This window comes from Archangium sp. (assembly GCF_036388035.1).
Taxonomy (GTDB): domain Bacteria; phylum Myxococcota; class Myxococcia; order Myxococcales; family Myxococcaceae; genus Archangium.
In genome coordinates, this window is the sequence record NZ_DASVSO010000393.1 from 1 (window position 1) to 18,456 (window position 18,456).

Annotated in this window: 16 protein-coding genes; 14 read left to right on the forward strand and 2 right to left on the reverse strand. The window is 68.8% G+C overall.

Features of this window, described 5'->3' with window-relative positions; translation table 11 throughout:
• Window positions 1–168: 168 nt before the first annotated feature.
• The gene (locus VF697_RS15940; RefSeq protein ID WP_331095850.1) at window positions 169–780 is read right to left on the reverse strand and encodes a lytic transglycosylase domain-containing protein; all 612 of its coding nucleotides are present in this window, start codon (window positions 778–780) and stop codon (window positions 169–171) included.
• A 378-nt stretch (window positions 781–1,158) separates the two neighbouring features.
• Here VF697_RS15940 and VF697_RS15945 point away from each other — a divergent pair, with 378 nt between their 5' ends.
• From VF697_RS15945 to cglE, 14 genes are all read left to right on the forward strand, one after another.
• Window positions 1,159–1,302, forward strand: coding sequence for a lmo0937 family membrane protein (locus tag VF697_RS15945; protein ID WP_414641293.1), 144 nt, complete (start codon window positions 1,159–1,161; stop codon window positions 1,300–1,302).
• Window positions 1,299–1,859, forward strand: a complete 561-nt coding sequence (locus VF697_RS15950; protein WP_331095854.1) for a hypothetical protein — start codon at window positions 1,299–1,301, stop codon at window positions 1,857–1,859. Before VF697_RS15945 ends, VF697_RS15950 begins: the two co-directional genes overlap by 4 nt.
• 35 nt (window positions 1,860–1,894) lie before the next feature.
• Window positions 1,895–2,968 (forward strand): HupE/UreJ family protein, encoded by a 1,074-nt coding sequence (locus VF697_RS15955; RefSeq protein WP_331095856.1) that lies wholly within the window; start codon window positions 1,895–1,897, stop codon window positions 2,966–2,968.
• Window positions 2,969–3,113: 145 nt separating this feature from the next.
• Window positions 3,114–3,515 carry a hypothetical protein gene (locus tag VF697_RS15960; protein ID WP_331095858.1) on the forward strand — a complete coding sequence of 134 codons (402 nt, stop codon included), beginning with the start codon at window positions 3,114–3,116 and terminating at the stop codon, window positions 3,513–3,515.
• A gap of 33 nt (window positions 3,516–3,548) precedes the next feature.
• A complete protein-coding gene (locus tag VF697_RS15965) occupies window positions 3,549–4,322 on the forward strand; it encodes a hypothetical protein (RefSeq protein ID WP_331095860.1) in 774 nt (257 codons plus the stop codon).
• A 143-nt stretch (window positions 4,323–4,465) separates the two neighbouring features.
• Window positions 4,466–5,140 carry a 50S ribosomal protein L3 gene (gene rplC, locus VF697_RS15970; RefSeq protein WP_414641294.1) on the forward strand — a complete coding sequence of 225 codons (675 nt, stop codon included), beginning with the start codon at window positions 4,466–4,468 and terminating at the stop codon, window positions 5,138–5,140.
• Window positions 5,141–5,411: 271 nt separating this feature from the next.
• Window positions 5,412–6,230: an outer membrane beta-barrel domain-containing protein gene (locus VF697_RS15975; protein ID WP_331095862.1), complete on the forward strand. Its 819-nt coding sequence runs from the start codon at window positions 5,412–5,414 to the stop codon at window positions 6,228–6,230.
• A gap of 14 nt (window positions 6,231–6,244) precedes the next feature.
• On the forward strand, window positions 6,245–7,411 hold the full coding sequence (locus VF697_RS15980; RefSeq protein WP_331095863.1) for an outer membrane beta-barrel domain-containing protein: 1,167 nt from the start codon (window positions 6,245–6,247) through the stop codon (window positions 7,409–7,411).
• 11 nt (window positions 7,412–7,422) lie between these two features.
• The gene (locus VF697_RS15985) at window positions 7,423–8,958 is read left to right on the forward strand and encodes a tetratricopeptide repeat protein (protein ID WP_331095865.1); all 1,536 of its coding nucleotides are present in this window, start codon (window positions 7,423–7,425) and stop codon (window positions 8,956–8,958) included.
• Between the two features lie 304 nt (window positions 8,959–9,262).
• Window positions 9,263–12,889 (forward strand): tetratricopeptide repeat protein, encoded by a 3,627-nt coding sequence (locus VF697_RS15990; RefSeq protein ID WP_331095866.1) that lies wholly within the window; start codon window positions 9,263–9,265, stop codon window positions 12,887–12,889.
• A gap of 44 nt (window positions 12,890–12,933) precedes the next feature.
• Complete coding sequence (locus tag VF697_RS15995) at window positions 12,934–14,346, forward strand: tetratricopeptide repeat protein (RefSeq protein WP_331095868.1); 1,413 nt, start codon at window positions 12,934–12,936, stop codon at window positions 14,344–14,346.
• A 181-nt stretch (window positions 14,347–14,527) separates the two neighbouring features.
• On the forward strand, window positions 14,528–14,806 hold the full coding sequence (locus VF697_RS16000) for a hypothetical protein (RefSeq protein WP_331095870.1): 279 nt from the start codon (window positions 14,528–14,530) through the stop codon (window positions 14,804–14,806).
• 41 nt (window positions 14,807–14,847) lie between these two features.
• Window positions 14,848–16,761: an AgmX/PglI C-terminal domain-containing protein gene (locus tag VF697_RS16005; protein ID WP_331095872.1), complete on the forward strand. Its 1,914-nt coding sequence runs from the start codon at window positions 14,848–14,850 to the stop codon at window positions 16,759–16,761.
• An 83-nt stretch (window positions 16,762–16,844) separates the two neighbouring features.
• A complete protein-coding gene (gene cglE, locus VF697_RS16010) occupies window positions 16,845–17,441 on the forward strand; it encodes an adventurous gliding motility protein CglE (protein ID WP_331095873.1) in 597 nt (198 codons plus the stop codon).
• A 6-nt stretch (window positions 17,442–17,447) separates the two neighbouring features.
• On the opposite strand, the gene VF697_RS16015 is transcribed toward cglE, so the two are convergent.
• The coding region (locus tag VF697_RS16015; RefSeq protein WP_331095875.1) for a hypothetical protein at window positions 17,448–18,456 on the reverse strand (1,009 nt) is incomplete at its 5' end.

Genomic DNA, 18,456 nt, shown 5'->3' on the forward strand with positions numbered 1-18,456 from the left:
TCCCTGGGAACCGGGCGTGTCGGGTACGCCCGGCCTGGGGTGGAACCACCCACCCCAGCGCACAAGACCGGCGACGTAGAGTGCCCCCTCTTTTCCCGGTTTGCAGCCCGAGCCGCGAAAAAACCGCCTCACTGTCGGACAGCAAGCGTGAAAAGTGTCCACAATCGGTCATCCCGGCTCGTTGGACGCCTTCTTCTCCTCCAGCCGGGTCAGCTCGCGCGCCTGCTGGGCCTTCAGCCGGCGGAACTCCTTCATCACCTTGGCCGGGTAGCCCGCCATGAACTGGTCGCGCTTGTCCTTCTTGGCGAGGATCTTCCGGGCCAGCGTGGGGCCCGCGTTGTAGGCCACCAGCGCCTTCTCCACCGAGCCAAAGCGCCCGATGAGGTCCGCCAGATAGGCCGTGCCCAGCTCCACGTTCAGTTCGGAATCGAACAGATTGGTGTGGCGCTCCAGCTTGAAGCCCGCCCGATCCGCCAGGTAGATGCCCGTGTCCGGCATCACCTGCATCAGCCCCATCGCGCCGACGTGAGACACCGCGTAGTTGTTGAAGGAGCTCTCACAGCGGATGAGCGCCACCACCAGCATGGGGTCCAGCTTGTTGCGCCGGGCCTCGCGGACGATCGCCATCGCCAGACGCCGCTGCTGACGCTCCGGAAGCCGCGAGGCCTCCACGGCCTCCACCACGCCCAGCACCTCGGCCTCGGCGTACAGGGCCGACTCCTCCTGCAGCCGCGCCAGGTTGGCCTCCCGCTCGGCCAACTTCGAGCGTAGTTCCATCATCTCCGGACTGTTTTCGCCCGGAAAGTAGGGCTGGAAAGCTCGCGCCCCGGTTCCCACCAACACCCCCGCCGCCACCATTGCCACCGTCCACCCTCGCATCACACCCTCCCCGCACGTGACCAGATGACCGCGCCACGTGCCCCTTGTGGCCGACGCCCGGCCAAAGCAGTCACCGTGCCAGGGAGGCAAACCCCCGGAATCACGAAGACGCCCCGTGAAGAGGGAAAGGACGTACCGGAAAAAAAGTCCGATCTGGGAAGTCGACTTCCCACAGCGGGACTGTCGAAAGGAGGGGTTGCCGCGGCTGGGCAGCGGCTCCACCTTCGCGCACGGTCCTCCAGGGACCAGGGGAGAGGAGCGGGCGGCGTGTATTGGACGATGAGCGCGATCCTGTTCGTACTGTGGGTGCTCGGGTTGATCAGCGGCTCGACCGAGGGCCACTGGGTCCACCTGCTGCTGATCTTCTCGATGGTGGCCCTCATCCTCGCGGTGGCGCGGAGGGGGCGAGGGGCCCTCGCATGAGTCGGGCTCCGGCGATCATCCATTTAGAGCTGCCGCGGGACGCGAGCGGCTTCGTGCGGCGCGAGTGCCCGGCGTGTCAGCGGGACTTCAAGACGCGGCCCTGCCGCCACGACGCGAGCATCCTCCAGCGGAGGCTGGCCTCGCTCTTTCCCTTTGAAAACGCGCACGAGAGCTTCGACGAGGTGCCGGACTGGTGGTGCCTGTACTGTGGCCACCGGGCGGCGGGGGACGAGTGGCTCACCCCCGCGCAGCAGGCCCATGTGGAGGCGCTCGCGCGGGCCTGGGCCAACCACGTGCGCTACGAGCAGCTCGCCTACGTGTCGCGCACCCTCTCGTTGAACCCCCGGCCCACCTTCGTCAGCGTGGAGCCAGAGGCGCTGCCCGGGCCCATGCCCCAGGACACGGATGACTTGAGGGTCATCCCCCTGCTGTGCTGCGGCGAGGAGGTGAAGGCCCTCTGGGACTGGGACGGGCCGCTCTTCTGCCCGCGCTGCGGCTCCCGGCACGGGGGCTTGAGCGGTCGGCAGCAGATCCACCTGGAGTTCATCCAGGAGTAGACGCCAGCGGGGCCCGGGGGCAGTCTCCGGAGCCCATGTGGCGCACGGCCCGACTGGCGGTACCCCTCGCCTTCCTGCTGGTGGCGGGGAGCGCGGGCGCTCACGACGCGGACATCCTCTTCGCGCAGCTCTGGCGCCCCGACGCGGGCGGGCCGGAGGTGCGCGAGCGCATCACCCTCACCGCTCCGACGCTCGCCCTGCTCATTCCCGCGGACGCGGACGGGGACGGCACGCTCACCCAGGCGGACCTGGACGCGCGCGCCGCGGCGCTGGCCGTGGGCATCTGGGACGCCATTCCCCTGTCCGCCGGAGGCCGGCCCTGCACCCGCACCGAGGCCACCGCCCGGGTGCGCGAGACGTACGTGGAGCTCGGCGCCGTCTTCTCGTGTCCGCCCGGCGAGCTCCGCCAGCGCTTCTCCCTGCTGTCCCTGTTGCCGGCCAACTACAAGGTGGTGCTCGGCAGCTCCGTGCAGGGCGAGCAGGGGCGGCGGTTCGCGGATGCCTCCCAGCCAACCCTGGTGGTGTCCGAGCCCGGACAGGCGGGCCAGGAGAATCCCTCGGGCCTGCTCGAGTGGATCGGCCTGGGGCTCACCCACATCTTCGCGGGGGTGGATCACCTGGCCTTCCTGCTGGCCCTGCTGCTGGTGGGGGGGAGCTTCCGGCGGGTGCTGCTGCTGGTGACGGCCTTCACCGTGGCCCACTCGCTCACCCTGGGAGCCACCGCGCTGGGCTACATCATCCTGGACGAGGCGCGCACCCGCTGGGTGGAGGCGGCCATCGCCGCGTCCATCATCTGGGTGGCGGTGGAGAACCTGGTGCTGCGCGAGCACCAGCACCGGGCCGTCCTCACGTTCCTCTTCGGACTCATCCACGGCTTCGGCTTCGCCAGTGTGCTGCGGGGCTATGGCCTGGGGGACGCGGTGGTGACGGGACTGTTTGGCTTCAACCTCGGCGTGGAGCTGGGGCAGGCCGCCGTGGTCGCCGTGCTGTTGCCGCTCGTCCGGCTGGTACAACGACGACCTCGGGTCCACCAACCGACGGTGCGCGCCCTCTCCCTCCTCATCCTCGCGGCCGGCGGTTATTGGTTGATGGAGCGTGCTTTTGGGTGAGTCGGTTGAATCCGCTCAAGTCCGTCCCTAGCTTCGAGCCGGGATCGGGGGCAGGACTTGGGGAGGGCTGATGGGTGCTAGGCATACCCGCTTGGCCGCGGCGCTGGCCGCGGCATGGGAATCCGAGGTGGTTTCGGCGCGTCGCATGACGATGCTCGCCGAACGCCTGGGCGATAGCCGCGGGCGGGCGCGGTTGATGGTTCTCGCTGCTTTCTGTCGGGCGCACGCTTCCAGGCTGTTGGCCCGGTTGGCGGCGCTCGGTCGCGGGCCGCTGCCCGTGCCGCCCGAGGAGATCACCCTCGATGGCGACACCGTGCTGGAGCTGCGTCGGGAGGGCGCCTTCGCCCGAGCCTCCGCGGCCCGGTACGAATCCACCGCCGAACTGGCCCGCCAGCACGCGGACCTCTCCAGCGCCTGGGTCTGCGAGCTCAACCGCACCGAGGAGCAGGATCGGGCCCGGGAGCTCTTCGCCCTGGCCGAAGGTGCCGCCCAGGCCGCCGCCGAGGCCCACGCCTCTTCGGTCGCCGCCGCGCCGGCCGAAAGCTGACAGCCTGCTTGCCTTCCCTGTAGAACAGGGGGCATGGCCAAGGCCGAGAGCTATAACGATCTGATCTTCCAGTTGGGGGATCTCGCGAGGGATCGCCTCGCGGGCAAGCCCAACTGCCCTCGAACCATGGACCGGGTCTACCGCGCCGAAGCGGCGCTGGTGGCCCGGCGGGACGAGCTGGCCGCGCTCGAGCAGCAGATGAATGACGAGGACGCGGCCTGGCAGGACTACCTCGCCCAGCACCAGGCGGACCGGGAAGCCCAGCTCGAGATCGTGAAGAAGTGGAAGAAGGCGGTGGACGCCGTGGAGGGTCAGACGAAGACCCTGCGCAAGACGCTGTCCACCCGCCGTGCGGACCTCCGCTACGCCCAGGACGCGCTCAAGAAGATGGAGAAGAAGCACGCCGACCTGGAGCTCACCACCCAGGACGAGTCCAAGCTGGGCGTCTCCCGCGAGAACCTGAAGAAGAACCGCATCCAGCAGATGCGACTGACCCGCGAGGTGGAGAACCTGGAGCGGGACGTGGCCATGGCCCTCACGCCCAAGCCCGGTCAGCCCGGGGCGGCGGGCATCCTGGCGCACAAGCGCATGCTCGAGCTGGAGGACGAGATGGCCGCCCGCAAGGAGGCCTTCGACCAGGCGATGGCGGAGATCGACCAGGCGATCGCCGAGAAGGAGACCGAGGTCCAGGCCGCGGAGGATTATCTGGACCAGGCGTTGTTCCTCCTCGGCGAGGACGTGTACACCCAGCGCATCGCCGATGCGCAGCTCGCACCGTTCTACCCGCGATTGGATCGCGCGCAGTGAAGCCGGGCCCCTCCCTCGGTGCTTGACGGTGGGGGGCAAGCTGCTACATTGCGCCGCTTCCTGGCGTCCGGGGACTGAAGTCGGACGCAACCTGCTGGAATCATTGATGTTTTCGCGCGAAACGCGCGAGCTGTGAGGACGACGTGAAGGGTCTTATTGGCAAGAAGATTGGGATGACCCAGGTGTTCAACGACGAGGGCAACCTCGTTCCGGTGACGGTGGTCGACGTCAACACCTGCTCGGTCGTGGGCAAGCGCACCCCGGAGAAGGACAAGTACTCCTCCCTGGTGCTGGGCTTCGGAGAGATCCGCGAGAAGAGCCTGACGAAGGCTCAGATCGGCCACTTCAAGAAGAACAACGCGCAGCCGCGCCGTCACCTGAAGGAGTTCCGGGTGTCCGCGGAGGACGCGGCGGGCTTCAACGTGGGCGACGCCGTGAAGGCGGACCTGTTCGGCAAGGGCCAGCTCGTGGACGTCACCGGCATCACCAAGGGCCGTGGCTTCCAGGGCGTCATGAAGCGCTGGAGCTTCAAGGGCTCGCAGACGGCGACGCGCGGTACGCACGAGTACCGCCGTCACCCGGGCGCCATCGGTCAGCGTAAGACGCCCGGCCGCGTGTACCCGAACAAGAAACTGCCCGGTCACTACGGCGTGGAGCAGGTCACCACCCAGAACCTGACCGTGGTGGACGTGGACGTGGAGAAGGGCCTGCTCCTCATCAAGGGCGCCGTTCCCGGCCACAACGATGGCATCGTCATCGTCCGCACGAGCATCAAGGTCGCGCTGCGCGAGCAGCACAAGGCCGCCCGCACCAAGTAATGCCGTAGCCCTGTGTGTGCTCCCTCTCCTTGCAGGGGAGAGGGCCGGGTTCATCGTCCTACCGAGCCTTCAGGCACCGCCACAGGGTCCAGCCACGACGCCCCGCTCCGGGTCTCCCGGGCGGGGCGTTCGTGTTTCCGGGCTCCGCAAGGCCGCGAAACGTTGGCCACAGGTCGCTCCGGGCCCTGGGGATGCAAACTGCGCCCCACTGTGGCGCCTGCTCTCTTGCTCCTGGGAAGCCGCATGCGCACATCGTGGCCCCACAAGGACCATGACTGCACGAACGCTACCCCGCTTCGTTTCGCTGGCGCTCCTGCTGACGGCGCTGTCCGCCTCGGCTCAGGAGCAGGTGTTGGATCCGGCCGCCGTGCGCCACCGACTCTTCTCTCCGGAGGAGAAGCTGGAGGTGTCTTTCTCGGTGGGCCTGCCGCTGCGCGAGTACCTGACCGCGCACTACAACCTCAACGCCGGCGTTGCCTACAACCTCTTCAACACGTTCGGCCTGGAGGCCCGCGCCGGTTACGCGCTCAGCCGCCAGACGGGCCTGGCTCGCTCCATCTCCGAGAGCTTCCTCAATCGGGACGACAAGAAGATCACCGATGAGCTCGAGGACATGTGGGAGATGAATCTGCACGGCGTGGTGGGGGCTCGCTGGGCGCCCATCTACGGCAAGCTGTCGCTGCTGGCCGACGAGACGGCCCACTTCCAGCTGTACCTCTGGGGCGGCGGCGGGCTGGCCTCGCTGCGGCGCCAGTCGGTGATCCAGTGCACCCGGGTGACGAATCGCGAGCTGGGCATCTGTGACAACCGGACGGACCTGGAGGATCGCTCCACCGCCACCGAGAACTACTGGCGCACCGAGACGCGCGTGGCGCCAGTGGCCTCCGGGGCGGCGGGGTTCCGCTTCTTCCTGGCGGGCGGCCACCACGCCATCCGCTTCGAGCTGCGCGACTGGGTCTTCATGGACCAGTACCGCGTGAACGTGTCGCGCGAGGACTGGGAGGCGGGGCGGGAGAGTGGTGAGCCCGCGCCCAACCCGGGTCTGACGCACCTGGTGCAGTTCGACCTTGGCTACACCTTCCTCTTCTGAGGCTGACGTCTCCCATGCGACCCACCTCGCTCTTCGCATTCCTCCTGGCCGTGGCCGCTCCGCCGGCCCTGGCCCAGGCGCCCGAGTCCGGGCAGCCCATCGCCTCCGCCGAGGCCGCCGCGGCTCCACAGCAGGAGACCCCGGTGACGCCTTCGGAGGTGGATCCCATCCCCGTGAAGCCGGAGCCTCGGCCCTCGCGGCCCGCGCCCGAGCAGCCCGCGCCCTCCATGTCGGAGGAGGCGCTGGAGGCCCAGACGCCGGTGCCGGCGACGGATGCGCCCCTGGCCTCGTCCGAGCCGCCCGAGATGCAGCCGGTGGCGGACCTGAGCCAGCACCGGCTGGTGAACGGGGCGCCGCTGCACAACCCGAACGTGTCCGTCCACGTGGTGCAGAAGAAGCGCTTCGCGGACGAGGGCAAGCACGAGCTCTCGCTCTACCCGGTGGTGGCGCAGGTGAATGGCCGTTTCACCCAGCACACCGGCTCCGCGTTCCACTACACGTACCACCTGCAGGAGAACTTCGGCCTCCAGGTGTCCACCCAGTACAACTGGTACTCCAACGAGAGCCTCTTCAACCTGGAGCTCATCGACAAGGTGCGCGAGCAGGCGCAGGCGGCCTCGGCGCTGCTGCTGGTGTGGGGCGCACAGGCGGGCGTGGAGGTGACGCCGCTCTACGGCAAGTTCGCCTTCTACGACAACCACCTGCTGCAGTTCAGCCTGGTGATCAACGGCGGCGCGGGCATCGGCTCCACGCGCGTGCTCATCCGCCCCGACGTCACCAACCAGGTGGATGGCGAGTCCTTCACCGTCCCGGCGCGCTTCGGTGACACGGGGACGAAGTTCCTCGGCTCGGTGGGCGGCGGCTTCCGCGTGCAGTTCGGCGACTCCATGGCCGTGCGCCTGGAGGTGCGCGATCAGGTCTACACCGCCCGCGTGGATCGCGTGGACGGCTGCAACCTGCAGGACTTCCAGAAGCTGGAGGATGCCCGCGGCAGCGGGAAGGACTTCGGCTCGCTGGGGCTGAGCGGAGGCTGCCAGTACCAGAAGTTCGACGGGGTGGACCCGAAGACGCGCAAGAACTACCGCGAGGACATCGTCCTGGGGAAGGACCTCGTCGGCAATCCCTCCTCGGACGTGCTCAACAACCTCGGCTTCTACGCCGGCTTCTCCCTTCTCTTCTGAGGCCCGCGCCCATGCACCGATTGATCCTCTCCGCCTTCCTCGTCCTCGCGCCGCTGGCGGCCACCGCGCAGGACATGAACGCCTACAACCAGGCGCTCGCGGCCTTCAACGCGGGCAAGCTGGACGACGCGGCCCCGCGCTTCTTCGAGCTGTCCTCCAACGCGGTGGACTCCGACGTGCGCGCCCGCTCCGAGTACTACCTGGCACAGTCCTTCGCCCGGAAGGGCATGCACGTCAGCGCGCTCGTCACCTACACGCAGATCGTCAACGCCGGCCCCCAGCACCCCAACTACCTCCAGGCGCTGGAGGGGCTCGTGGACGTGCAGCAGAAGCTCAACGAGCAGAACCTCGTGCCCAACATCCTCGACAAGGCGTACACGCCCGAGGTGCGGGACAAGTGGGTGAGGCTGCCCAAGGAGGTGCTCGCCCGCGTCAACTACATGGTGGGCACCATCAGCCAGCGCCGCGGACGCTTCGAGGAGGCGCGCTCGCTGCTCGAGGCGGTGCCGTCCGATAGCCGCGTCTATGCCCGCTCGCGCTACCTGCTGGGCGTGGTGCTGGCGGATCCGCGCTTCCCCGGCCGTCCCAGCGAGGCGGAGACGCTGGACGCCGCCGCGCTGGCCGCCTTCCGCGAGTCGCTGGAGGCCAAGGGCGAGCAGATCGCCCGGGACGAGGTGCGGCAGCTCGCGCTGCTGGCCATGGGGCGCCTGCACTACGGCCGCCACGAGTACCCGCAGGCCATCGCCGCCTACGAGGCCGTGCCCCGCTACGCCCGCTTCTGGGATCAGGCCCTCTTCGAGAACGGCTTCGCCCGCTTCCAGGGCGAGGACTTCGGCGGGGCGCTCGGCAGCCTCCAGGCGCTGCACGCTCCCCAGTTCGAGGGGGCCTTCCAGCCCGAGTCGTGGGTCCTCAAGGCCACCGTCTACTACTACAGCTGCCTCTTCGACGAGGTGAAGACCACCCTGGCCGCCTTCGACCAGCTCTACGAGCCCATGGCCCGGCAGCTCGAGCCCTTCGTCGGGGAGGACGTGGACATGTTGTCCGCGTACAACCTGGTGGCGGCGGAGAACCGGCGGCTGCCGGCCCCCGTGTACCTGTGGATCCGCGGCAATGAGCGCATCCAGGACGTCATGCGGATGATCTCCCAGGTGGACGAGGAGAAGCGCATGCTCAACGAGCTGGGCTCCTGGCGCGGCACGGGGATCGTCCCGGAGCTGGTGGGCTCGCTGGAGGAGGTGCGCGGCACGCTGATCCAGATCGGCGGGCGCTTCGCCAAGAGCCGCCTGCAGGAGGCCGCGCAGAACCTGCGCACCTTCGCGGATCAGGCGGAGCTCATCCGCGTGCAGACGGCGCTCGACGAGAAGGACCTGCTGCTGGCGGGGGTGGACCAGAAGGCGGTGCTCAAGACCCAGTCCATCTACCGGCCGAAGATGCCCGGGGCCGCGTGGAACTACTGGAAGTTCCAGGGCGAGTTCTGGCGCGACGAGATCGGCTACTACCAGTACACCCTCAAGCGCGGCTGCCCGGCGAAGCTCCAGCAGCAGTGACGCCTCGGGGGCGGTGAAGGACACGGGGCGGGCCCGCGCACATCGCGCCGGGTGCCGCCCCTTCGTGCTGTTCAGACTCGGAACATCCGTGTGCCCACGGGGGCGACATCGCGCGGATCTCCGGGGTTGGAGCACTTCTCATTCCACTCTGGCGCGTCTACTTTCCGTCGTCCCTTTCGGTGGGTGGCAGGGAGGCGATGGGGGCGGCCCGGCTTCATCCGGAGCTCGGGGCGGGCGGGACGCGGAGGGTGCGACCCGGTTGCCGGGCGTCCTCTCTTCCCTCGGACCCACCACAGGAGCTCGCATGAAGGCGGTCCTTCGTTTCGGTGCGCTGGCGGTGGGCGTGGCGCTCACCACGGGCGGAGCAGGGGAGGCGGCCCAGCCTTCTCGCAAGCCATCCCAGGCGGCGCAGGCCCGCAAGGGGGCCGCGCGCCAGGAACCCCCGCGTCCTGACTCGGAGCGTCAAGGCTCGGAGCAACAGGAGCCCGTGCGTCAGGGGCCGGCCCGCATGGGGCCCGCGCGCGTGGGGCCCTCGTCGCTGGACAACACGCCCCGCATCGCCGATGCCCAGAAGGACAGGCTGGCGGATCGCAAGCGCGACGAGGCCATCGAGGGCTTCAAGCGCCTCGCCCCCAAGCTTCAGGAGGGCTCGCACAACAAGGCGGACATCCTCTACCGCCTGGCCGAGCTCTACTGGGAGAAGTCCAAGTACCTCTACCAGCAGGAGATGAACCGCTACCTGGAGGCGGAGAAGGCCTATGACGCGGCCACCGCCCGGGGCGAGAAGCTGGATGCGCCCAAGGAAGACCACCGCGAGAGCGAGCGCTACCGCGGCGAGACGATGCGCATCTACGAGGAGCTGCTGAGCGCCTACACGGACTGGTCGCAGCGCGATGAGATCCTCTTCGACCTCGGCTACAACCTGCAGGAGCTCGGCCGGCGCGACGACGCGGTGAAGCGCTACCTGCAGCTCATCGAGGAGTTCCCCCAGTCGCAGTTCGTCCCGGACACGTACGTCCAGCTCGGCAACCACTTCTTCGACAACAACAAGCTGAAGGAGGCGCGTGACTACTACGAGAAGGCGCGCGTGTCGAAGGTGGCCAAGGTGTACGCCTACGCCGTCTACAAGCTGGCGTGGTGTGACTTCAACGTGGGCGCCTACGACGAGGGCCTCGCGCGGCTGCACGAGGTGGTGGACTACGCCGAGGCCCGTGGCGAGGAGCTGGGTGACCTCAAGACCGAGGCGCTCAACGACCTGACGCTCTTCTACGTGCAGCTCGACAAGCCGGTCGAGGGCATCGCCTACTTCAAGAAGAAGGCGCCCCAGAAGCGGCAGACGCGGCTGATCTCCAAGATGGCCGGCGGCCTCGCGGAGGCGGGCCAGTTCGACAGCGCCATCAAGACGTACCGCGTCCTCATCGACGACGCGCCCATGGGCCCCGGTGCCCCCGAGTACCAGCAGTCCATCGTCCGCGGCTACGAGGGCCTGCGCCAGCGCAACCAGGTGCGCACCGAGATGAAGCGCATGGTCGAGCTGTACCGGCCCGGCGCCGCGTGGTGGCAGGCCAACGGCGACAACAAGTCCGTGCTGCGCAACGCCTTCAGCGTCACCGAGGAGGCCATGCGCGTGATGGTCACGGACTACCACCAGGAGGCGCAGAAGACGCGCCAGGTGGAGACGTACCGGCTCGCCCGCGACATCTACAAGCAGTACGTGGACGCCTTCGCCTCCAGCGCCGATCCCGAGTTCGTCGCCGACGCCGCCTTCAACATGCGGTTCTTCTACGCCGAAATCCTCTGGGCCCTGGAGGAGTGGGAGGCCGCCGCCGCCGAGTACGACGCCGTGGTGGCCTTCAAGATTCCGGATCGCGACTCGGCTCGCGAGGTGTCCAACGAGTCGTACCGCAAGAACGCGTCCTTCGCGGCCATCATGGCCTACGACAAGCTGGTGAAGATCGAGCGCGGCCAGCTCGCCAAGAGCGATTTGAAGGACGGCCAGAAGGTCGACGAGAACAAGTCCAAGGGTCACGTCGAGAAGAAGGGCCGCCTCACCAAGAAGGACACGGATCAGGCCGAGGAGCCGCTCACGCGCTTCGAGGAGCGGCTGGTGGCCGCGTGCGACACGTACAACAATCTCTACCCGGGCAACCCCGATGAGATCGACCTGCGCTACCAGTCGGCGCTCATCGTCTACGACCGGCACCACTACCTGGATGCCGCCCGGCGCTTCGGGGAGATCATCAACAAGTTCCCCGCCGAGCGGCGCTCGCGTGACGCGGCGGACCTGACGATGTACGTGCTCGAGTCCCGCGAGGAGTGGTGGGAGCTCAACCAGCTCTCCCGGAAGTTCCTCGCCAACGACAAGCTCATCAAGCCCAGCCCCGAGTTCGCCTCACGCGTGGCCCGGGTCGTGGAAGGCTCGCAGTACAAGTGGATCCACGAGGTCGTCTACCAGAAGGAGAAGAACCCGGCGAAGGCGGCCGAGCTCTTCCTCGAGTACGTGAAGGAGTTCCCCAGGTCGGAGAACGCGGACCGGGCGCTGACCTCGGCCATGGTCATCTTCCAGGAGGCCGGGCAGATCGACCGGGGCGCGGCCGCCGGCGAGCGCGTCCTCACCGACTACGCGGGCAGCGCCTTCGAGCCCAAGGTGCGCTACACGCTCGCGCGCCTCTACGAGAAGCTCGCCGAGTTCCGCAAGGCCGCCGCCATGTACGCCGCCTTCGTGGACGCCCATGACGCCGCCACGCGCTCGGCCGAGGCGCACAAGGCGAAGCAGGCCCAGGCCAAGGCGACGCCGAAGAAGGGCAAGGACGCCAAGGAGTCCCTGTCCGGTGACGCCCCGAGCGCCGACGAGTCCCGCGCCCAGAAGGACGAGGAGCGCCGCAAGCTGCTCGCCGAGGCCTCCGAGTGGGTGCCCGATGCCCTCTTCAACGCCGGCCTCTGGTGGGAGGGCGTGGGCGAGTCCGACAAGGCCCTCACCGCCTACCGCGCGTACATGGCGCGCTTCAAGGAGCGGCCGGACGTGCCGCGCATCGCCTACAACCTCGGGCTCGTCCACGAGAAGGACGGCAAGTGGGCCGAGGCGGCGCGTGCCTTCGACTCCTTCGTCGAGATGTACGGGCGCGACTCGCGCACCGAGGGCGGGCAGGTGTACCTCGCGCGCTACCGGCAGCTCCTCGCGAACCGGAAGGTGAAGAACGCGCGGGAGATCGAGCGCGTCCATGGCGAGCTCATCCGCGGCTGGGCCCGGCTGTCCGAGCAGGAGCGGCAGCGGCCGGACCTGCTCAACGCCTACGGCCACGCGCGCTTCCTCGCGCTGGAATACGACTGGCAGCGCTACGTGGACATCAAGTTCAAGCGCGTCTCCACCATCCGCCGCGACCTGGCCGCCAAGCAGCAGTCCATCCAGCGGCTGGAGAAGGCCTACACGGACGTGGCCGCCACCGGCTCGGGTGAGTGGGGCATCGCCGCCGTCACCCGCATCGGCCTCGCCTACGCGGACTTCGCGCGCAACATCCTCGAGTCGCCGGATCCCTCCGGGCTCGACGAGGACCAGCTCACCATGTACCGCGGCGAGCTGGAGAACCTCGCGCTGCCGCTGGAGGACAAGGCCACCGAGGTGCTCGAGAAGGCGCTGGGCAAGGCCTACGAGCTGTCGCTCTACAACGAGTGGACGCTGGCCGCGCAGGAGCAGGTGAATCGCTACCGCCCCGGTGCCTACGCGCAGGTGCGCCAGGTGCCCTACCGCGGCAGCGAGTTCTTCGTCACGGCCGACGTGGCCAAGGACTCGGACCTCGGGGCGTCCGGCCAGGCCGGTGTCACTCCGGAGCCCGCTGCTCCCGCCGCACCGACGGCCGCTCCCGAGACCACGCCGCCCGCTGGCACCGCGGCGCCCACTCCGCCCACCGCTTCGGGGGAGGTCCTGCCGTGAAGATTCCACACATGCACCCGATGGCTTCCGCTGGAAGGACGTTCATGGCGTTCCGTCGCACTCTCGCCACCGCCACGTTGTCGCTCACCGCCGCGTGCGCCACGACCTCGCAGCTGAAGCCCGCGGCCACCGAGGCCCCGGTGACGGCGCGGGCGCCCGCTCCGGTTCCTGCCCAGGCGCAGGCTCCGGCCGCCCGGCCCGCTCCCGAGTCGCCGAAGGAGTCGGCCACGCGGGAGCTCTTCGCCCAGGCCGTCGCCGCCTTCGAGGCGGGCGACTACGCCAAGGCGGAGAAGGGCTTCCGCGAGGTGGTGGAGAAGGCGCCGCAGAGCCTCAACGCCCAGTTCAACCTGGGTGTCATCGCCGAGCGCCAGGGCCGGAGCGCGGACGCCCAGGCCGCCTACGAGAAGGTGCGCTTCCTCGAGCCGGGCCATGTGCCCACGCTGCTCAACCTGGGCCGGCTCTACCGCGTGCAGGAGAAGTACGCGGAGGCCATCGCCCTCTACGAGGCCGGGCTGAAGGCGCCGGGCCGCGAGCACGAGTCCTCGCTCCTCAACAACCTCACCGTGGCCTACCGGCTGGCGGGCAAGCACGAGCAGGCCGAGGCCACCGCCCGCCGCGTGCTCGCGCGCCACCCGGACAATTCCGAGGCGTACAAGAACCTCGCGCTCGTCTACTACGACCAGGGGAAGTACCGGCTCGCCGAGCTGGTGCTCGCCAACGCGCGCAAGCTCGATGAGAAGGACCCGGGCATCTACAACAACCTGGGGATGATCTACCTGAAGCTCGAGGAGCGCGACCGCGCGATCGCCCAGTTCCAGAAGGCCGTCTCCCTCGACGAGCGCTTCGCGCCCGGCCACCTCAACCTCGGGGCCATGGCGCTGGCCTGGCGCGACTACGTCGGCGCCGAGCGCTCCTTCTCCAAGGCCGTGGAGCTGGAGCCCGGCTCGCCCGACGCCTGGCTCTACTACGCCTACGCGCTGGACGGGCAGAAGGGCCGCGAGCCCCAGAAGGGGCTCAAGGCGGGCGAGGCCTTCGAGAAGGTGCTCACCCTTCGCGCCGAGCAGCCCGAGGCCCTCTGTGGCGCGGGCTGGGCCTACGCCATCGAGCGCACCGGCTGGGACAAGGCCGTGGGCTTCCTCCAGCGCTGCAAGGACCTGGGCACCACGAGCGCGCAGGACAAGCAGATGATCGAAGCCAAGCTCCAGGGCATCGAGGCCATGCGCAAGAACGCCCAGGCCCAGCCCGCCACGCCCGAGGAGAAGAAGGCACCGACGGGCGTGGGCGGCAGCGGCTCGATGCTGGAGAAGGTGTCCGACGAGGCGGCGCAGCAGGAGGGCGTGCCCGCGGAGGGCGCCGCGCCCGCGGAGGGTGCCCCGCCGGAGGCTGGTGCGGACTCCCCGACGGTTGAGGGCGAGCCGGCGGCCGAGCCGTCGTCTGAAGCCCCGAAGACCGAATAAGCTACCGATCAGGGAGGGAAAAATTTTCCTCTCTTTAGGACCTCGGGTGCCGGTGCTGCGAGCGCACCCTTGGAATTTCGCGGGATTCCATCACCCGAGACGTTGGTGCAGGGCGTGCAAGGGAGCTGGGGGGAACCTCACCAGAGACCCGCTGTCTCACCGACGGGAAGAGGAGGCTGACATGAGACGACTGGCAGCGGCAGTGGCGGTGGTGGCGTTGTGGGCGGGGCCAGCGGTCGCCGAGGAGGCGAAGACGGAGGTGAAGGTCGTCCAGGAGGAGGACCGCGTCGTCGTCCGGAAGAAGACGAGCATCGACTTCACCGACATGGCGGTCGAGGGCGAGCTCACGAAGCCGGAAGGCTCGTACGTGCTCAACCGGAAGAAGACGGACTTCCAGAGCCTCATCCGGGTCCGCGACAACTTCAATCCCGAGCTGCAGAAGTCGGTCGACAACCTCTAAGCGGGCGGGCGTGGGACGGAAGGGAGGAGGAAGGATCCTCTATGGCGGCGGGGAAGAAGAACGGATTGACGCTGAGGATTACCGGGCCGGACGGCACTGTGCAGGAGGCCGTGTCCGAATCCGAGAGCGTCATCGTGGGGTCGGGCGCACAGGCGGCGGTGAAGATTCCGGACCCGAGGGTCTCCAACCTTCATGTGATGTTGAAGGTGGAGTCCAGCGGCTCGGTGACGGCCATCGACCTGGGCAGCGAGAGTGGCACGCAGGTGGGCGGACAGCGGGTGGTGGGACCGCGAACGCTCGCGCCCGGTGATGTGCTCATGGTGGGTGGCTCGCAGGTGGAGGTGCTCTTCGGAGAAGCGGAGCTGCCTCCGCCGCCCGCGGGCGCGGAGGTGAACAGGACGGCACTGCAGGGCTCGGTGATGCACCGGCCCGTCGTGGTAGAGGAGCCGAGGGCTCCGGAGGCGGGCAACCGCGTGGTGCCTCCGGGTCTGCGCAGCCGCACGCCTCCCGAGGCGCGGGCCCAGGTGGTGGCCCCAGCTCCGGCGAGGAGGAAGCCGCGGCCGGCGGTTCCGGCGTACATGCAGGAGCCCCTGCCGCCCGAGGCGCTGCCCACGAAGGAGGCGAAGGTCCTCCAGGTGCAGCTGCTCTGGGGTGACCAGATGCTGGCGGTGCAGCACTTCCGGGACGCGGTGCCGGTCACCATCGGAGAGGGGAAGAAGAACTTCTTCCACGTCTTCGAGTCCGAGGTGGGCGCGAGTCACGTGCTGGCGGTGGGGCGCGGCGAGCTGATCGAGCTGCGCGTCCCCGAGAGCGCGGGCGTCATCGTCACCCGCAACGGGGACGTGCGGACGAAGGACGCGCTGCGCTCGGAGGGGAAGCTGACGGCCTCGGGCCGGGAGCACGCGTACACGCTCGGCCTGCACGAGCGGGCGGAGGTGTCGCTCGGGACGCTCACCTTCGTGGTGCGCTACGTGCGGCCCTCTCCGGCCGTCGCGGTGAACACGCTCACCGAGGCGGACTACTCCTGGTTCAAGATCATCACCGTCTGCCTGCTGGCGGCGGGAGCGGTGGTGGCGGCCATGCTGCTCACGCCGCGTCAGGCGCAGTCCGACAACGACATCTTCCAGAACCAGCAGCGGGTGGCGAAGTTCCTGGTGCAGCCGCAGAAGCCCATCGACCTGAAGCGCTTCCACCTGAAGGGCGTGGAGGAAGGCGCGAAGGCCAAGGGCGAGGAGGGCAAGTTCGGCAAGGAGGAGGCCAAGAAGGCCGAGGCCGATCCCTCCAAGGCGGGCACCCCCGTCGTCGACAAGTCCAAGCGCGAGAAGGACCGCCAGGTGGTGGGCAAGGTGGGTCTGCTCGGCGCCTTCAAGGGCCTGAAGGGTGGGGCCTCGGACGTCTTCGGTCCCGGTGGCGTCGGCACGGGCGTCAACAACGCGCTGGGTGGCCTCAAGGCCGGCGCGGGGCTCGGGGACGCGCAGGGCGTGGGCGGACTCGGCTCGCGGGGCGGTGGCACCGGCGGTGGCGGTACCGCGCTGGGCCTGGGCGGTCTCGGCACCAAGGGCAATGGCCGGGGCGCGGGTGACGGCGGCGGCATCGACCTGACGGGCCGCGGCAAGACGGTGACGAAGATCGTCCCCGGCAAGACGACGGTGGTGGGCGGCCTCGACAAGGACGTGATCGCCAAGATCATCCGCAGCCACCAGAACGAGATCAAATACTGCTACGAGACCGAGCTGAACAAGAACCCGAGCCTCGCGGGCAAGGTGGCGGTGGCCTTCACGATTGATCCGACGGGAGCGGTGTCGGAGGCGAACGTGACGGAGACCACGCTGAACAACTCCACGGCCGAGAGCTGCATGCTCTCGCGCATCCGCCGCTGGAAGTTCCCCGAGCCCAAGGGTGGCGGTGTGGTGGCGGTGACGTACCCCTGGATCTTCTCGCCAGCGGGTGAGTAGTCGCTCTCGTCTGTAGAAGCTTCAACCGTACAGCGCCCCTCTCCCGTCCCGGGGGAGGGGCAAGTCGTGTGAGGGTCGTCCCGATGAAGAAGCCGCTGTTGGTCGCCGTGCTCGCGTCGCTGCCCACCGCCGCCCTGGCGGCCACGCCCCCAGAAGGTGTCCCGCTGGAGGTCCGCCGCGGCTTCTTCACCGAGGCCGACATCGGCGCGTTCTTCACCCTCGGCGGGGAGAACCTCTACTCGAACGCGCAGACGTACCTGCAGCTCGGCGTGGGGTACGATCTGACGGACAAGGTCTCCCTGGGCGTCCACTTCGGACTGGGCTCCTCGGCGGCCAACTGCTTCGCCGGGTACCTGCCGGGCACGAACGTGTGCAGCATGTCCGACAACTTCACGGTGGCCTTCGGGGACGTGACGGCGGCGTACATGGTGCCGCTGGCCAACCGCTTCTACCTGATGCCGAAGGTGGCGGCGGGCATCACCCGGTTGGATCCCGCCCCGGTGGGCTCGGGCGATCCCGGCATGCCGATGACGGCGCCCAACGCGGGGGTGGGCATCGGCCTGGAGTACGCGACGCCGATGGATCACTTCTCGGTGGGGGCGGACTTCATGGCCCGCTACATCATCGGGCCCAACATCCCGACCTTCGCGCTCTTCCCGCGCGTGAAGTACACGTTCTGAGCCGCGCTACTCGGCTTCGAACGCCGTGGTCGCTCCGCGCAGGTTGAGCGTGTCGAAGGTCTTCGAGGGTGCGAAGGCCGTCACCTGCAGGAGCGTGTCGCCCGTGCGGTAGAGGGACACCTCGAACCGGTACGGCTTGCCCTCCTTGTCCGCGCTCCCCGAGAGGGAGGCCACGGTGGGCGCCTTGGGGCCGATGCCATCGTCGGAGGTGTCGGCCACGAGGAAGCCCGGGTACTGCGCCTTCATGCTCTGGAGCGCGCCGTCCCGCGCCTCGCGCAGGTTCTTCGCTTTCGAGTCCGCCCAGCTCCGGAGGGACACCACGAGGTGCCCGTTCTGGTCCGGCTGGGACAGCCACACGTCGATGCTGGAGTCCGCGCCGCGCACGGACTCCGTCTTGCGGCGGTACCAGCCCTCGGACGGGACGTGCAGCTTGTAGGGGAGCCGGTCGCCGACGATGGTGTCCTTGTCGCGCAGCGGGATTCCCTCGAGGTCGGGCCGCAGCGCGATCCGCGCCCGCTCCAGCAGGGGCTGGGTGGAGTTGAGCCGGACGAAGCCGATGACCTCGACGCCCACGCCGAGGAGCACGGACGTCAGGGCGACACCGGCCATGAAGGCCGAGGGCCGGGTCCACACCAGCACCATGAGGCCGATGGAGAAGGCGAGCACGACGAGCGTGAAGAGGTACTGCGCCTGGTAGAAGCTCATCCCTCCGAACAGGAACAGGCCGACCAGCAGCCGGATGAAGGCGAAGGTGCGGTAGTGGTTCCTCCCCCGCAGGAAGTTGACGCCGAGCACCGAGTCGATGCCCACGCCGATGAGGGTGCCCGCGAGCTGGGCCGCCCGGAGTGAGGGCTCCGTCGACACCGAGGGGAGGAAGAGGAACTCGAACAGGTGCAGCACGGCGTTCACCAGCAGGATGCCACCGGCGAGCGGGAGCATGTCCATGCTGGGAGCCGCGGCCTGCTTCTGGGACCTGGCCTCGTCCTCGTCCTCGGGGATGACGACGCGCCGGACC

What these genes read in the sequence shown, in the direction of transcription:
- VF697_RS15965 (WP_331095860.1), top strand. Translation starts at nt 3,549, where the DNA reads ATGGCCAAGGCCGAGAGCTATAACGATCTGATCTTCCAGTTGGGGGAT.
- VF697_RS15950 (WP_331095854.1), top strand. Translation starts at nt 1,299, where the DNA reads ATGAGTCGGGCTCCGGCGATCATCCATTTAGAGCTGCCGCGGGACGCG.
- VF697_RS15990 (WP_331095866.1), top strand. Translation starts at nt 9,263, where the DNA reads ATGAAGGCGGTCCTTCGTTTCGGTGCGCTGGCGGTGGGCGTGGCGCTC.
- VF697_RS16005 (WP_331095872.1), top strand. Translation starts at nt 14,848, where the DNA reads ATGGCGGCGGGGAAGAAGAACGGATTGACGCTGAGGATTACCGGGCCG.
- cglE (WP_331095873.1), top strand. Translation starts at nt 16,845, where the DNA reads ATGAAGAAGCCGCTGTTGGTCGCCGTGCTCGCGTCGCTGCCCACCGCC.
- VF697_RS15940 (WP_331095850.1), bottom strand. Translation starts at nt 780, where the DNA reads ATGATGGAACTACGCTCGAAGTTGGCCGAGCGGGAGGCCAACCTGGCG.
- VF697_RS16000 (WP_331095870.1), top strand. Translation starts at nt 14,528, where the DNA reads ATGAGACGACTGGCAGCGGCAGTGGCGGTGGTGGCGTTGTGGGCGGGG.
- VF697_RS15995 (WP_331095868.1), top strand. Translation starts at nt 12,934, where the DNA reads ATGGCGTTCCGTCGCACTCTCGCCACCGCCACGTTGTCGCTCACCGCC.
- VF697_RS15985 (WP_331095865.1), top strand. Translation starts at nt 7,423, where the DNA reads ATGCACCGATTGATCCTCTCCGCCTTCCTCGTCCTCGCGCCGCTGGCG.
- VF697_RS15975 (WP_331095862.1), top strand. Translation starts at nt 5,412, where the DNA reads ATGACTGCACGAACGCTACCCCGCTTCGTTTCGCTGGCGCTCCTGCTG.
- VF697_RS15980 (WP_331095863.1), top strand. Translation starts at nt 6,245, where the DNA reads ATGCGACCCACCTCGCTCTTCGCATTCCTCCTGGCCGTGGCCGCTCCG.
- VF697_RS15960 (WP_331095858.1), top strand. Translation starts at nt 3,114, where the DNA reads ATGACGATGCTCGCCGAACGCCTGGGCGATAGCCGCGGGCGGGCGCGG.
- VF697_RS15955 (WP_331095856.1), top strand. Translation starts at nt 1,895, where the DNA reads ATGTGGCGCACGGCCCGACTGGCGGTACCCCTCGCCTTCCTGCTGGTG.
- VF697_RS15945 (WP_414641293.1), top strand. Translation starts at nt 1,159, where the DNA reads ATGAGCGCGATCCTGTTCGTACTGTGGGTGCTCGGGTTGATCAGCGGC.